Source organism: Sphingomonas endophytica (assembly GCF_001476895.1).
GTDB lineage: Bacteria > Pseudomonadota > Alphaproteobacteria > Sphingomonadales > Sphingomonadaceae > Sphingomonas > Sphingomonas endophytica_A.
Genome location: NZ_LDTB01000040.1, coordinates 21,881 through 35,284 on the forward strand (window position 1 = coordinate 21,881; position 13,404 = coordinate 35,284).

General features: G+C 69.2%; 12 protein-coding genes. 9 read left to right on the plus strand and 3 right to left on the minus strand.

Annotation, left to right across the window (positions count from 1 at the left end):
• From NS334_RS10580 to NS334_RS10590, 3 genes are read left to right on the plus strand one after another with little or no spacing between them, the layout of a single operon-like run.
• Nucleotides 1-3,303: an efflux RND transporter permease subunit gene (locus tag NS334_RS10580; RefSeq protein WP_058755931.1), complete on the plus strand. Its 3,303-nt coding sequence runs from the start codon at nucleotides 1-3 to the stop codon at nucleotides 3,301-3,303.
• Nucleotides 3,300-4,862: an efflux transporter outer membrane subunit gene (locus NS334_RS10585; RefSeq protein WP_058755932.1), complete on the plus strand. Its 1,563-nt coding sequence runs from the start codon at nucleotides 3,300-3,302 to the stop codon at nucleotides 4,860-4,862. The genes NS334_RS10580 and NS334_RS10585 overlap by 4 nt, the downstream gene beginning before the upstream one ends.
• A 59-nt stretch (nucleotides 4,863-4,921) precedes the next feature.
• Nucleotides 4,922-5,422 carry a GNAT family N-acetyltransferase gene (locus NS334_RS10590; RefSeq protein ID WP_058755933.1) on the plus strand — a complete coding sequence of 167 codons (501 nt, stop codon included), beginning with the start codon at nucleotides 4,922-4,924 and terminating at the stop codon, nucleotides 5,420-5,422.
• Between the two features lie 234 nt (nucleotides 5,423-5,656).
• Here the strand turns inward: NS334_RS10590 and NS334_RS10595 are convergent, their stop codons facing one another.
• Nucleotides 5,657-5,989 carry a phasin family protein gene (locus tag NS334_RS10595; RefSeq protein ID WP_058755934.1) on the minus strand — a complete coding sequence of 111 codons (333 nt, stop codon included), beginning with the start codon at nucleotides 5,987-5,989 and terminating at the stop codon, nucleotides 5,657-5,659.
• A gap of 144 nt (nucleotides 5,990-6,133) precedes the next feature.
• On the opposite strand from NS334_RS10595, the gene NS334_RS10600 reads away from it, so the two are divergent.
• From NS334_RS10600 to NS334_RS10615, 4 genes are read left to right on the plus strand one after another with little or no spacing between them, the layout of a single operon-like run.
• On the plus strand, nucleotides 6,134-6,658 hold the full coding sequence (locus NS334_RS10600; RefSeq protein WP_153002701.1) for a hypothetical protein: 525 nt from the start codon (nucleotides 6,134-6,136) through the stop codon (nucleotides 6,656-6,658).
• Complete coding sequence (locus tag NS334_RS10605; protein WP_058755936.1) at nucleotides 6,655-7,290, plus strand: peptidylprolyl isomerase; 636 nt, start codon at nucleotides 6,655-6,657, stop codon at nucleotides 7,288-7,290. The genes NS334_RS10600 and NS334_RS10605 overlap by 4 nt, the downstream gene beginning before the upstream one ends.
• A 52-nt stretch (nucleotides 7,291-7,342) precedes the next feature.
• A complete protein-coding gene (locus NS334_RS10610) occupies nucleotides 7,343-8,575 on the plus strand; it encodes a M20 metallopeptidase family protein (RefSeq protein WP_083500407.1) in 1,233 nt (410 codons plus the stop codon).
• Between the two features lie 5 nt (nucleotides 8,576-8,580).
• Complete coding sequence (locus tag NS334_RS10615; protein ID WP_058755937.1) at nucleotides 8,581-9,102, plus strand: biliverdin-producing heme oxygenase; 522 nt, start codon at nucleotides 8,581-8,583, stop codon at nucleotides 9,100-9,102.
• 49 nt (nucleotides 9,103-9,151) lie between these two features.
• Here NS334_RS10615 and NS334_RS10620 read toward each other — a convergent pair whose 3' ends face one another.
• Entirely contained in the window at nucleotides 9,152-11,248 is a 2,097-nt protein-coding gene (locus NS334_RS10620; RefSeq protein WP_241491906.1) for a histidine kinase dimerization/phosphoacceptor domain -containing protein, read from the minus strand.
• 53 nt (nucleotides 11,249-11,301) lie between these two features.
• Here NS334_RS10620 and NS334_RS10625 point away from each other — a divergent pair, with 53 nt between their 5' ends.
• On the plus strand, nucleotides 11,302-11,787 hold the full coding sequence (locus tag NS334_RS10625; protein ID WP_241491907.1) for a PilZ domain-containing protein: 486 nt from the start codon (nucleotides 11,302-11,304) through the stop codon (nucleotides 11,785-11,787).
• 52 nt (nucleotides 11,788-11,839) lie between these two features.
• Nucleotides 11,840-12,382 (plus strand): (2Fe-2S)-binding protein, encoded by a 543-nt coding sequence (locus NS334_RS10630; protein ID WP_058755940.1) that lies wholly within the window; start codon nucleotides 11,840-11,842, stop codon nucleotides 12,380-12,382.
• Between the two features lies 1 nt (nucleotide 12,383).
• On the opposite strand, the gene NS334_RS10635 is transcribed toward NS334_RS10630, so the two are convergent.
• Nucleotides 12,384-13,404, minus strand: a 1,021-nt coding sequence (locus NS334_RS10635) for a L,D-transpeptidase family protein (RefSeq protein ID WP_058755941.1), incomplete at its 5' end; no start/stop codon positions are given.

The following is a 13,404-nucleotide window of genomic DNA, read 5'->3' on the forward strand; positions in this document are numbered from 1 at the left end:
ATGTCCCGCATCTTCATCGATCGCCCCATCTTCGCATGGGTGCTCGCCATCATCGTGATGCTGGCGGGCGTCGGCGCGATCCTGTCGCTGCCGATCGCGCAATACCCCGACGTCGCACCGCCGCAGGTGTCGATCCGCGCCACCTTCCCGGGCGCGAATGCGCAGACGATCCAGAACAGCGTCACGCAGGTGCTTGAACAGCAACTGACCGGCATCGACGGCCTGCTCTATTTCCAGTCGAGTTCGTCCAGCCGCGGCTCGGTGTCGATCACCGCGACCTTCGACAAGGGCACCGACCCCGACATCGCGCAGGTGCAGGTCCAGAACCAGGTGCAGCAGGCGCTCAGCCGCCTGCCGCAACAGGTGCAGCAACAGGGGCTCGTAGTCCGCAAGTCGAACCCGGACTTTCTGCTGATCGTCGGCGTCTATGACACCACCGACAAGCTGACCAATCAGGACGTCTCCGACTATCTCGTCTCCAACCTTCAGGATCCGCTCGGGCGTATTCAGGGGGTCGGCGACACCAACGTCTTCGGCTCGCAATATGCGATGCGGATCTGGCTCGACCCGGCGAAGCTCAACAGCTTCCAGTTGATGCCCGGCGATGTCGTCACGGCGATCCAGAACCAGAATACCGAGGTCGCGGCGGGCGAGATCGGCGGGCAGCCCAGTCCGTCGACGCAGATGCTGAACGCGGTCGTCACCGCGCAGTCGCGGCTCCAGACGCCGGACCAGTTCGCCAAGATCATCCTGAAGACCCAGCAGGACGGCGGCACCGTCCGGCTCGCCGACATCGGGCGGATCGAGCTGGGCGCGGAAAGCTACAACGCGTTCAGCCGCGTCAACCGCCACCCCGGCGCAGGGATAGCGGTGCTGCTGGCGCCCGGTGCCGACGCGCTCAAGACCGCCGAGCTGGTGAAGGCGCAGGTCGAGCAGGCGTCGAAGGGCTTCCCGCCGGGCCTGACCTATGCCTTCGCCAATGACACGACCGACTTCATCAAGCTGTCGATCGAGGAAGTGGTCAAGACGCTGATCGAGGCGATCATCCTGGTCGTCATCGTCATGTTCGTCTTCCTGCAAAGCTGGCGCGCGACGCTGGTCCCCGCGATCGCGGTGCCGGTCGTGCTGCTGGGCACGTTCGCGGTCTTCCATGTCGCCGGCTTTTCGATCAACACGCTGACGCTGTTCGGGCTGGTGCTGGCGATCGGCCTGCTGGTCGACGACGCGATCGTCGTGGTGGAGAATGTCGAGCGGTTGCTGGACGAAAATCCCGGCATGACCCCGCGCGAGGCGACGATCGAGTCGATGAAGGAGATCACGGTCGCCCTCGTCGCGATCGCGCTGGTCCTGTCGGCGGTGTTCATGCCGATGGCGTTCTTCGGCGGATCGACCGGCGTCATCTATCGCCAGTTCTCGCTGACGATCGTCTCGGCGATGGTGCTGTCGGTGCTGGTCGCGGTCATCCTGTCACCGGCGCTGACCGCGACGCTGCTGAAGCAGACGCATGACGAGCATGGCGATCCGATCGAGGAGAGCTGGATCGGCCGCAAGCTGCCGCGCGTCGCCCACGCGCTGGAGCGCGCGCGCGACGGCTTCAACGAGACGTTCGATCGCGGCGTCGCTCGCTATGTGGCGGGCGTGCGACGGGTCATCGACCGCAAGGCGCTGTTCCTGCTCATCTATCTGCTGACGGTCGCGTTGCTGGCGGTGCTGTTCCTGCGGATGCCGACCGGCTTCCTGCCGACCGAGGATCAGGGCAGCGCGATCGTCCAGTTCCAGCTGCCCGCCGGCGCGACCCGCTCGCGCACCGAAGAGGTGCAGCACAAGGTCGAGGATTATCTCGCCGGCAGCGAGGGCAAGAACGTCCGCACGATGTTCACCGTCAGCGGTGGCGGCGGCGGCGGCGCGAGTGGCCAGAATACCGGGCAGGGCTTCGTGAACCTGCAACCGTGGGACGATCGCAAGGGCAAGGAAAACACCGCCGACGCCATCGTCGCGCGCGCCTCCGCCGCCTTCCGGGGGTTGCGCGATGCGCGCGTCTTCGCGCTGGTGCCGCCCGCGGTGCGTGGTCTGGGGCAGTCGAACGGCTTCACGATGGAACTGCAGAATTCCAGCGGGATGACGCAGGAGCAATTCGCCGCCGCGAAGGACAGGTTGCTCGCCGCCGCCAGCGACGATCCGGTCCTCGCCTCGGTCCGCCTCACCGAACTGCCGGATACCCCGACGCTGAAGATCGACATCGACCAGCAGAAGCTCGCCGCGCTCGGGCTGACGCAGGCCGACGTCAACACCACGCTGTCGACCGCCTGGGGCGGCCGCTACGTCAACGATTTCGTCGATCGCGGCCGCGTGAAGCGCGTCTTCGTACAGGGCGATGCCCCGTATCGTTCCGCACCGACCGACCTGAACCAGTGGTTCGTGCGCGGATCGAACGGGCAGATGGTGCCCTTCGCCGCCTTCGCGCAGGTCGGGTGGAGCCAGGCGCCGGTCACGCTGTCGCGCTTCAACGGCATTCCGTCCTACGAATTCCAGGGCGCGGCGGCATCGGGCAAGAGCTCGGGCGACGCGATGGCGCGGATCGAGGAGCTCGCCGAACAGATCCCCGGCACCAGCGTGTCCTGGTCCGGGCTGTCGTTCCAGGAGCGGCTGTCGTCGGGACAGGCGCCGTTGCTGTACGGGTTGTCGATCCTCGTCGTCTTCCTGTGCCTCGCCGCACTGTATGAAAGCTGGTCGATCCCGTTCGCGGTGCTGCTGGTCATCCCGCTCGGGCTGATCGGGGCGATCCTGTTCACGACGCTGCGCGGGCTGGTCAACGACGTCTATCTGCAGATCGGGCTGCTGACGACGATGGGGCTGGCGGCGAAGAACGCCATCCTGATGATCGAATTCGCCGAGCAGGAGGAGAAGAAGGGGCGCCGCGTCATCGACGCCGCGCTGGAGGCGGCACGTATCCGTCTGCGCCCGATCCTGATGACCAGCCTCGCCTTCATCTTCGGCGTGCTGCCGCTGGCGATTTCGACCGGCGCGGGCGCGAACAGCCGCATCGCCATCGGCACCTCAGTGATCGGGGGCATGATCACCGCGACGGTGCTGGCGATCTTCTACATCCCGCTATTCTTCGTACTGGTACGGCGCGGATTCCGCGACGGCTGGAAGGGTCTGCGCCGCGGCGCCGACCCCAGCCCGGACGACGACGGCAGCGGCAACGGTGACGATGGCCCCCGGCCCGCTCCGGAAACACCGCCGCTGCTCCCGCGTCCGATCGACAAGCCCGCGCTGCCCGCCCCGGAAGGTGCCCGATGATCCGCCGCCTCACCGCCTTGTCCGCCGCGTCGGTGGTCGCCCTCGCGCTGGCGGGCTGTTCGATGACGCCCGCCTATGTCCGTCCCACGCTGCCCGTGCCGCCGTCCTGGCCGACCGGCGACGCGTATCTGCGGCAGAGCGAGGCGGCGCTGCCCGCCGTCACCTATCGCGATATCTTTCGCGACACGCGGCTCCAGACGCTGATCGCGCGGGCACTGACCAACAACCGCGACCTGCGCGTGGCGGTCGCCAACATCGAGGCGACCCGCGCGCAATATCGCATTCAGCGCGCGAACCTGTTCCCGCAGGTCAACGCCACCGGCGCGTACAGCTATCGCGAGAACGGGCGCAGCGGCACGGTGACGGGCATCAATCCCGGCGCCGGTACGGGCGGCGGGACGGGAACCGGTGCCGGCACCGATCCGACCACCGGCACCGGTAACGGCGGCAACACCGGGGGCGGGGCGGGAACGACCGTCTTTTCCGGGGCGAACAGCACCTTTCAGGCGCAGGTCGGGCTGACCGCGTTCGAGATCGACCTGTTCGGCCGCGTCCGCGCGCTTACCGGCGCGGCGCTGTCGCGCTATTTCGCGCAGGAGGCCGCCGCCCGCGCCACGCGGCTGACGCTGGTCGGCGATCTGGCGACCGCCTGGCTGACCTATGCCGCCGACCGCAGCCTGCTGACCGTCGCGGAGCGGACCGCCCAGGCGGCGCGGGTCAGCGTCAGGCTGACCGACGCCCGGCGCCGCGGCGGCGTCTCGCCGCGCACCGACGTGCGACAGGCGGAACAGGTGCTGGCCACCGCCGAGGCGGATCTGGCCGTGCAACGCACCGCACTGGCGCAGGACGTGAACGCGATCCAGTTGCTGGTCGGCGCGCCCGTCGATCCCGCCTTGCTGCCCGCGTCGATCGAACAGGCCGCGCAGACGATCGGCGACGTCCCCGCCGGGATCGACTCGCAGGTATTGCTCCGGCGGCCCGACGTCGTGCAGGCCGAATATACGCTGCGCGCCTTCAATGCCGAGATCGGCGCGGCGCGCGCGGCGCTGTTCCCGCGCATCTCGCTGACCGCGCTGGTCGGCTTCGCCAGCACCGCGCTGCGCACCCTGTTCACCGGCAATGCCTTCAACTGGTCGGTGTCGCCCAACGCGAGCTATCCGATCTTCCGCGCCGGGGCGGGGCGCGCGGGTGTGGATTACAGCATCGCGCAGCGCGACGCCGCGCTCGCCGGCTATGAGCGCACGATCCAGACCGCGTTCAGCGAGGTATCCGATGCGCTGGCGCGGCGTGGCACGATCACCGACCAACTGGCGGCCAACGAGCGCTTCTATACCGCCGCCGCCGACACGCTGAACCTGACCAACGCGCGCTATCGCGGCGGGATCGACACGTATCTGACCTCGCTCGACGCGCAGCGGCAGCTCTATTCGGCGGAGCGGACGCTGGTGCAGACGCGGCTGGTGCGCGCCACAAACCTCGTCACCTTGTACCGCACGCTGGGCGGTGACTCGCTGCTGGACGTCACCGATCAGGGGCCACGACCGGTCACTGCGCCGTAACCTCTTGACGTGCCGCGATTCAGCGGGGACGGTATTGATGCAGGTTGCCGGAGATTTCGATGCCGCAACACCGTATCCGTCGTTTCCAGCATGCCGACCGTCTGGCGATGCAGGCGTTCGCGCGCGACGTTCCCGAACACGACCTGCTGTTCATCGGCCGCGACCTGCGCCAGCCGCGCGTGATCGCGGCCTGGCTGGAGGCGATCGCCGACGGCTGGATCGACGGGCTGGTGGCCGAGGATGACGGCACGCTGGTGGGCACCGCCGCGCTGGTCCGCGATCCGCTGAGCTGGAGCGCGCATGTCGGCGAGGTGCGGCTGCTGGTCGCCCCCGAGCGGCGAGGCACGGGCGTCGGGCGTGACCTGTTGCAGGCGGTGATGCAGATCGCCGCGACCCGGAACGTCGAGAAATTGATCGTGGCGATGACCGCCGATCAGGCGACGACCCGCGCGTTGTTCGAAACGCTGGGGTTTGTCGAGGAGGCGCGACTTTCCGGCCACGTCCGCGATGGGAGCGGGCAGGCGCACGATCTGGTCGTTCTGGCATATCGACGGGTGTAAGCCGTCGGGCGCCGCGCGTGGCCGTCACTCCGGCGAAGGCGGAAATGACGACGCGCCGGTCCCTGCTCGCGTCGGAACGTCAGAGGGTCTGGATCCCCGCCTTCGCGGGAATGACAAGGGCGGGCGTGCACTCCAGCCCCCGTCACCCCTCTGCCGGAAGGTACCTTTCACGCCGTCGTCCGGATGAACGGCTGCGCCGTCCCTGGCGCTAAGAACCTGGTCCTGCCTGCGGCCTTACTCAGGCTTGTCCCCGCCCGGTGACACCGCCGCGCGGCCGAATTGCATGATAAGCTGCCCGATCTCGCGCGCCTGTTCCATCGATCGCTGCCCCTGCGCGCGCAGATAATCGCCCTGGATCTGCATCACCTGCGACAGATCCTTGGCCTGCGCCGCCGCGCGAAGTGCGGAGAACGCTTCCTGCGCATTGGCCTCGACCTGATCCAGGATCTTCACCCCGATCGTCGAGCCGCTTTCCATCATATGCTGCCCCGATGCGCGCATCCGATCGGTCGCATTCTGCGCCGCCTTCGCCGCCCCGCCGCCGAAATCCTGCCTGTCGTCGCTCATCGTCGCTCTCCTTCGCGTCGGCGTGATGGTGCCGGTTCCGCATCAACCCGGCAAGCCGGTGCTTGGTTGCCGCCGGCATGTATCGCCGGGCTGGTCTGGCGGCGGTCAGGCAGGTAGAGGAAGCGGAGATTTCGGAGTGCGATCATGTCCCCTGCCCTGCTCCTGCCGTTGCTGCTCGGCGCCCTTCCCTTGCCGGGGCAGGATGCCGCTACGGATGCGACCTGTGCGACCGTGCGTCCCGCCTTCCCGACCGGGCTGGAGGGATGGAGCGTGCGTATGCCGCTCGACGCGGGCAGCAGCACGCGCAACGCGCCGGTTCTGGTGATCGGGCGCGCGGCCGAGTTGCGGCTCACGGCCGGCGAGCGACTGACACCGGCCGTCGCGCCCGCGCACGTGCCGGAGGCGGGCACTGGCGGCGGGCTGGCGCTGTTCCAGGTCGCGCGCGCCGGCACCTATCGCATCGCGCTCGGGCAGCCGGCGTGGATCGAGGTGGTACGCGCAGGCAAGGCATTGCCCGCCGCCGCGCACGGCCATGGCCCCGCGTGCACCGGCATCCGCAAGATGGTCGATTATCGGCTGAGCCCCGGCCGGTACGTCCTGCAACTGACCGGCACGAACGCCGCCACGGTGCCGGTGATGATCGCCCATGGCCGGAAGGGCGTGGCATGATCGCCGCCGCCGTCCTGCTGCTCGCCGCGCTTCAGACCGAGGCGGCGCCGCCGCCCGTGCCGCCGGCCCCACCGGCGCCGTCCACCCTGCCCGCACCCGTCGTCGCCCCGACGCCGGTCGCCCTGACGCGCGTGATCCTGACCACGGAGGCCGGCCAGATCGTGATCGGCGTCGATACGAAGGCCGCGCCCGTCACCGCCGGCAATTTCCTGAAATATGTCGACGGCAAGAAGTTGGACGGCACGCCCTTCTACCGCGCGGTGAAGGTGGCGGACGGCTACGGACTGGTGCAGTTCGGCACCCGTAACGATCCGAAGCGGACGCTGCCCGCGATCCGGCACGAACCGACGACCCAGACCGGGCTCAGCCATACCGATGGCGCCATCTCGATGGCGATGGCCACGCCGGGCACCGCCGCCGGTGATTTCTTCGTGGTGGTCGGCGACCTGCCGTCGATGGATGCCAAGGACGGCCAGCCCGGCTTCGCGGCCTTCGGCCGCGTGCTGGAGGGGATGGACGTGATCCGCTCGATCCTGGCCGCCCCGACCTCCCCGACGCTGGGCGAAGGAGCGATGAAGGGACAGATGCTGTCGCCCGTCATTCGAATCACGACGGCGCGCCGCGCGCCCTGACGCTTTAACGCGTGTGACGGATCGGTTACGGATGGGGCAAAGGAGTCCATCGATGACCAGTACGCTCGCCACCCGTACCGACTGGACCGCGATCGGCGCCGCCGAGCTGGCGGAGGTCGTCGCGCTGCGCCGCGCCATCCATGCCGAGCCCGAGATCGGGCTGCACTGTCCGCTGACCACCGCCAAGGCCAAGGCGGCGCTCGCGGGCCTGCCGCTGGACATCCACGACAGCACCAGCACGACCGGCTTCGTCGCGATCCTGCGCGGCGGACGTTCGGGCGGCGGCGGATCGAACGGGCGGACGGTGCTGCTGCGCGGCGACATGGACGCGCTGCCGATGACCGAGGAGACGGGGCTGCCGTTCGCCTCCACCATCCCGGGGGCGATGCACGCCTGCGGCCATGACGCGCACACCGCGATGCTGGTGGGCGCGGCGAAAGCCTTGTGCGCGCGGCGCGAGGAACTGTCGGGCACGATCGTCTTCATGTTCCAGCCGGGCGAGGAAGGCCATCACGGCGCGCGGCACATGATGGCCGACGGGCTGCTCGACATCGCCCGGCCGGAGGCGGCGTTCGCGCTGCACATCAGCCCAAACGCCCCCGCCGGCATGTTCGTCGGGCGGGACGGCGCGATGCTCGCCTCCACCGACACGGTCCGCGCGACGATCCGGGGGCGCGGCGGTCATGCGGCGATGCCGCACGAAGCGATCGACCCGATCCCGGTCGCCTGCGCGATCGTCACCGCGCTGCAACAGCATGTCGCCCGGCGCGTGCCGGTCGCCGACCCGGCCGTGCTGACCATCACGCAGATTCATGCCGGATCGTCGCACAACATCATCCCCGGCGAGGTGCAGCTGACCGGCACGCTGCGCACGCTGTCGGAGGAGACGCGCATCGCGATGCGCGCCGCCTTCCACCAGATTGCGCCGGGGATCGCCGCCGCGCATGGCTGCGTCGCCGACACCGCGATCGATGAGGGGTATCCGGTCACGGTCAACGATCCGCGCGCGACCGCGCTGCTGCGCGGCCTGTCGGGCGAGGTACCCGGGGCAAGCGGCTGGACGACGATGCCGGCGCCGATGATGGGCGGCGAGGATTTCAGCTATGTGCTCCGCGACATCCCCGGCGCGATGGCCTTCATCGGCGTCGCGGCGGAGGGAAGCGATCCGCGCACCAACCCGCCGCTCCACAACACGCGCATGACCATCGACGAGCAGGTGATGGCCACCGGCGTCGCGATGCACTGCGCCGTGGCGGAGCGATTCCTGGAGCACGGGCTGGGCTGAACCGCATGACCGCGATCACGATGCTGCGCGACGCGACCGGCGCCGCGCATGACACGGTCGATGCCGCATTCGGCGCACACGATCTTGCCGCGCCGGACGCCTATCGCGCCTTCCTGGCCGCGCACGCCCGCGCCTTGCCGCCCGCCGAAGCGGTGATGGCGGCGCTGCCGTTCGCGCGCACGCTGCCGCGGCGGGTGCCGCTGCTCGCTGCGGACCTGACCGCGCTGGGCATGACGCTCCCCGTGCCGCTGCCGTTCGCGCCGGGCACGGACGAGGCGACATGCTGGGGCGTTCTGTATGTGGTCGAGGGATCGCGGCTCGGTGGGGCGCTGCTCGCGCGTCAGGTACCTGCGGGCCTGCCACATGCCTATCTCGGCGCCGTCCATGCGCCGGGTCAGTGGCGCGCGATCCGCCACGCGCTGGACGAGGCCGCCGCCGGCCGCGATGCCGACTGGACCGCGCGGATGGTGGCCGGCGCGCTGGAGACGTTCGCGCTATACGCGAAAGCGGCCGGCCCCGCGCGATAGAGGCGCAGGCGGTCGGTGATCCGCACGAGACGACGACCCCTCCGCCGCGTCAATCCGCCTCGATCGGCGCGGTCAACACGGCGCGCAGGCCCGGTTCGTTGTTGAGATATTCCATATGGCCGTCGATCCGCTGGACGACCGCCTTCATCATCCGGCTACCAAAGCCGTCGCTCTTGTTACCCTTGCCGACGCCATTGTCGGCGACGATCAGCCGCAGTCGATTGCGGAACTGTTCCAGCGTCACCTCGAGCGGCCCGCCGTTTTGCCCCGGATAGGCATATTTGGACGCGTTGATAACCAACTCGGCGGCGATCAATCCGACATTGACCGCGCGATCGGTGGGGATCAGCACGGGTGCGACGTCCAGCGTCATCTGCCGGGCCCAATCCTCCCCCAGTGACGTCTTCATGTCGTCCAGCAATTCGCCCAGATAACGGCTGAGGTCGATCGTCTCGATCTGATCCTCGCGATACAGGCGGCGGTGGACCAGCGCGACCGCCGACAGTCGCGACCGCGCCTCGCGCAACTGGTCGGCGACCGCGCCCGGCCCGGCGTCGCGCGCCTGAATGGCAAGGAACGACGACACCAGTTGCAGGCTGTTCTGCACGCGATGATCCACCTCGCGCATCAGCAGGTCCTTCTGCGCCAGCAACGCGTCCTTCTCGGCCCCCGCACGTTCCAGTTCCTTGTTCAGTCGCCGCAACTGGTCGGAAGCACGCGCTTCGCGGAGCAGGCGACGCAGGCGCTGCACGCCCTCCAGCTGTTCCAGCGTCCAGCGCCGTGCCCGCCCGCGAACCGTCTCGCTCCACGATTCGAACGACGCGCGGGGATGCAACGAACCGGACGGGTCGTGCGGCACCGCCTTGTGGGGATTGCCCGCCCATTCGATCTCCTCGATCTGCTCGACGCGCAACCACATCAGCGTCAGCCGATCGTCGATGCGCGCCGCCAACACGCCGGTCGTCGCGCCAAAGCTGACCGCGTCCGGCCAGTCGAGCGACAGCTCGCGCGTGGCGAACAAGGGCCCGTCCTCGCGAAGTCGCAGAAACCGCGCCAGCGCGCGCACGTCATCGTCGGACGGGGTGACGCCGATCGCGGTCACGGTCTGATCGCGGACCAGCGCGAAGCCGTCGGCGTCCAGCATCTTGCGCAGTTCGTCGCGGCGATCGGCCAGCACCTTCGCCGGGTCGCCCTCCTGCGACAGCAGCGGACGCAGCGCGTCCTCTTCGCTGCGCAGCGCCAATCGGTGGCGATACGCGTCCGCCTCCTCCTTGGCGACGATCTGCCGCGCCAGCGCGCTCGCCATCGCCGCCGCCGCCGCGCGGATGTTGCGCGGCATCAGGCGCGGCGTCATGTTGTGGCAGGCGACAAGTCCCCAGAGCACGCCGTCCTTGACGATCGAAATCGATGCCGAGGCGCGGACACCCATGTTGCGCAGATATTCGATATGGATCGGCGAGACGCTGCGGATCGCGACGTCGCTGAGGTCGGTGCCGTCGAAGCCGGCCGGACGCAGCGGCGCGGGAACATATTCCACATCCGGGATCACGCGCGTGCGGTTGCGGACGTACAGCGCCCGCGCCTGTCGCGGGATATCGCTGGCGGGGAAATGGTGATGCAGGAACGAGGCGAGCGACGGATCGCGATCCTCCGCGACGACGCAACCCGCCTCGTCGTCGAGGAAGCGGTAGATCATCACCCGATCGAACCCGGTCAGCGCGCGGAACGCGCTCACCGCCCGGTCGCACAGCGTCTTGAGCGTACCGGCGCGCTCGAACCCGACGGTGATCGCGTCGAGCCAGCCGAGCGTCGCCGGAACGCTGCGGTCGTCGTCGCCGCTCGGCTCCAGTTCCGCGATGAGCCACGGACCGGAGCGATGCAGCGCGACATCGTGCCCGAACACCGGTGACGCCAGCACCGTGCCGCCCGGGCCGACCGGCGCGGCATCGGCCAGCACGCCGACATCCTGGCGCAGCAGGTCCGACAGATCGCGCCCCAGCCAGTCGGGCGCCAGCAATTCCTCCAGCGGCCCCGCCCCCGCCACGACGCGCAGTGTACGCGAGTCGGCGACAAGCATCGCACCGTGCGGCTGTACCGCCCCGGACAGGTGAATAGGCTCGCGATCACAGAGCGTGAGTTCGCGCACGTCCGAAAGAGGTGCGCCGTCCGACGCCGGTTGCGGATCCATTGCGTCCAATTATGGCACCAACGAAGCAGGAGGCAACCGATCTTACACAGATCAGGCGCTTTTTGCGACGATCACCCGCGCTTTTTATCCCTCCGGCGTTAACCTTCCCTTCGTCGCTGCGGCGATATGACACCGGCACGATGTCGACCACACCGACCCGAGAAGCGCGCAGCAGCGTCATCCTCTATGCCCGTCTCGAGAAGGATGAGCGTATCGGCGAGGTGCGGGTCCGCAATCTGTCCGCGACCGGCGCGTGCATCGACAATCCTGGCGATCTGAACAAGGGCGACCGCGTCGGCGTCACGATGGGGACGCTAACCGATCTCGTCGCGGAGGTGATGTGGACGTCGCCGAAGCTGGCGGGGATGCACTTCATCAATGGGGCGATCGATCTGGCCGAAGCGCGCAAGCCGCGCGACGGCGCGACGACCACGGCCAAGCCGAGCGCCGGATGGATGAACAACATCCGGCATGCCTATCGCGTGCGTAGCGACTGATCGCCGGCGCGGATGCTTGTTGCCGCCGGCCGCTCCGCCTACGAACATCGGCATGACCCGCCTGACCGTCAATAACGAGGCCGTCGAGTACCGGATGCCGCCGGAGACGCCGCTGCTCTGGGCACTCCGCGACGCGTCCAACCTGACCGGCACCAAGTACGGGTGCGGCACCGGAAGCTGCGGCGCGTGCACGGTCGATGTCGACGGGCGCGCGGTCCGCTCCTGCCAATTGACGATCGCGGCGGCGGAGGGGGCGTTCGTCACCACGATCGAGGGATTGTCACGCGATCGCGCGCATCCGGTGCAACTGGCGCTGATCGCGGGCAACGTCCCGCAGTGCGGCTATTGCATCCCCGGCATCACCATGGCCGCCGCCGCGCTGCTGAAACGCGATCCGATGCCGTCCGACGCGGCGATCCGCGCCGCGATCACCAACATCTGCCGCTGCGGCATCTATCCGCGCCTGATCGAGGCGATCCAGCGCGCCGGGCGCGCGGTGCGCGGCGACGAGCGACTGCCCGCCGCCCCGCGGCCGGGGATCGAGCCCGCCGAAGCGGCGCGGATGGTGCCGGCGCTCGATCCGCAGCAGCGCTGAGCTACCCGCCTGCGTTGGCGTCGCGCCCGTAGATGTCGCTGCGGAATGCCAGCCGCCCGCGCGTCGCGGTGGCGGTCAGATAGGTAAGATACACCGGTACCCCTACCGACAGCGGCACCGCCTGCTCCGGCACGCGTCCGGGCTTCAGCGGCCGCCCCATCAGCCAGCGCGCCAGCCCCGCCGCATCCTCCAGCCGGACGCAGCCGTTGCTCAGGTGACGGTCGTCCTTCCTCAGCAGGTCGCGCTCCGGCGTGTCGTGCAGGTAGATGCCCTCGTCATTCGGGAACAGGAACTTGACCCGACCCATCGAATTGTGCGGCCCCGGCAGCTCGCGCACGCGCAGGTCACGCGCGCCGGACGCGACCGCGCGCCAGTCGATCGCGCTCGCCTGCAGCGGACGCGCCGCCGCGCTCCAGTCCGATAGCGCCTCCATCTTCAGCGACGCCAGCGATCGCCCCGCCAGCACCTTGGCGGCGATATTCTTGCGGACCAGATAGTCGGGGACGTTCCAGTAAGGGTTCAGGATCGCCCATTGCAGCGTGCCCGCCAGCAGCGGGGTCTGCGTCTCGCGCGCGCCGACGACGACGCGCATCGTCCCCTTCTGCACACCCGCTTCATAGAACCAGAGCCGGCCGGACGAGGCATCGACCTCGACATGCCGCGTCCACGGCCCCGGCAACACTCGCGCGCGATCCATGTTCAGGCGCAGGCGGGCGCGGTCGGCGGGCACTGCGTCCTCCCGTCCGGCACGAACGGACAGGTCGCGCAACTCGACATAGCGCGGGCTCATCCACGCCATGTCCTCGACATAGTCGGCGAAGGACTTGGGAAAGAAGGCCGCGCGCAGGACCGCATCCCCTTTCGGACGCCTGGGCTTCAGCGTGCGGTCGGCCCAGATCATGCCGATATCGCGCGGGCGACGCTGATCGCGTACGTAACGGACGAACGCCGCCGACAGCGCCAGCTCGGCATCGGCGAGCGCGCGCGCGTCGCCACCGCGCGCCGCCGCGATCGCCGCGCGC

What these genes read in the sequence shown, in the direction of transcription:
- NS334_RS10580 (WP_058755931.1), top strand. Translation starts at nt 1, where the DNA reads ATGTCCCGCATCTTCATCGATCGCCCCATCTTCGCATGGGTGCTCGCC.
- NS334_RS10585 (WP_058755932.1), top strand. Translation starts at nt 3,300, where the DNA reads ATGATCCGCCGCCTCACCGCCTTGTCCGCCGCGTCGGTGGTCGCCCTC.
- NS334_RS10590 (WP_058755933.1), top strand. Translation starts at nt 4,922, where the DNA reads ATGCCGCAACACCGTATCCGTCGTTTCCAGCATGCCGACCGTCTGGCG.
- NS334_RS10595 (WP_058755934.1), bottom strand. Translation starts at nt 5,989, where the DNA reads ATGAGCGACGACAGGCAGGATTTCGGCGGCGGGGCGGCGAAGGCGGCG.
- NS334_RS10600 (WP_153002701.1), top strand. Translation starts at nt 6,134, where the DNA reads ATGTCCCCTGCCCTGCTCCTGCCGTTGCTGCTCGGCGCCCTTCCCTTG.
- NS334_RS10605 (WP_058755936.1), top strand. Translation starts at nt 6,655, where the DNA reads ATGATCGCCGCCGCCGTCCTGCTGCTCGCCGCGCTTCAGACCGAGGCG.
- NS334_RS10610 (WP_083500407.1), top strand. Translation starts at nt 7,343, where the DNA reads ATGACCAGTACGCTCGCCACCCGTACCGACTGGACCGCGATCGGCGCC.
- NS334_RS10615 (WP_058755937.1), top strand. Translation starts at nt 8,581, where the DNA reads ATGACCGCGATCACGATGCTGCGCGACGCGACCGGCGCCGCGCATGAC.
- NS334_RS10625 (WP_241491907.1), top strand. Translation starts at nt 11,302, where the DNA reads ATGGCACCAACGAAGCAGGAGGCAACCGATCTTACACAGATCAGGCGC.
- NS334_RS10630 (WP_058755940.1), top strand. Translation starts at nt 11,840, where the DNA reads ATGACCCGCCTGACCGTCAATAACGAGGCCGTCGAGTACCGGATGCCG.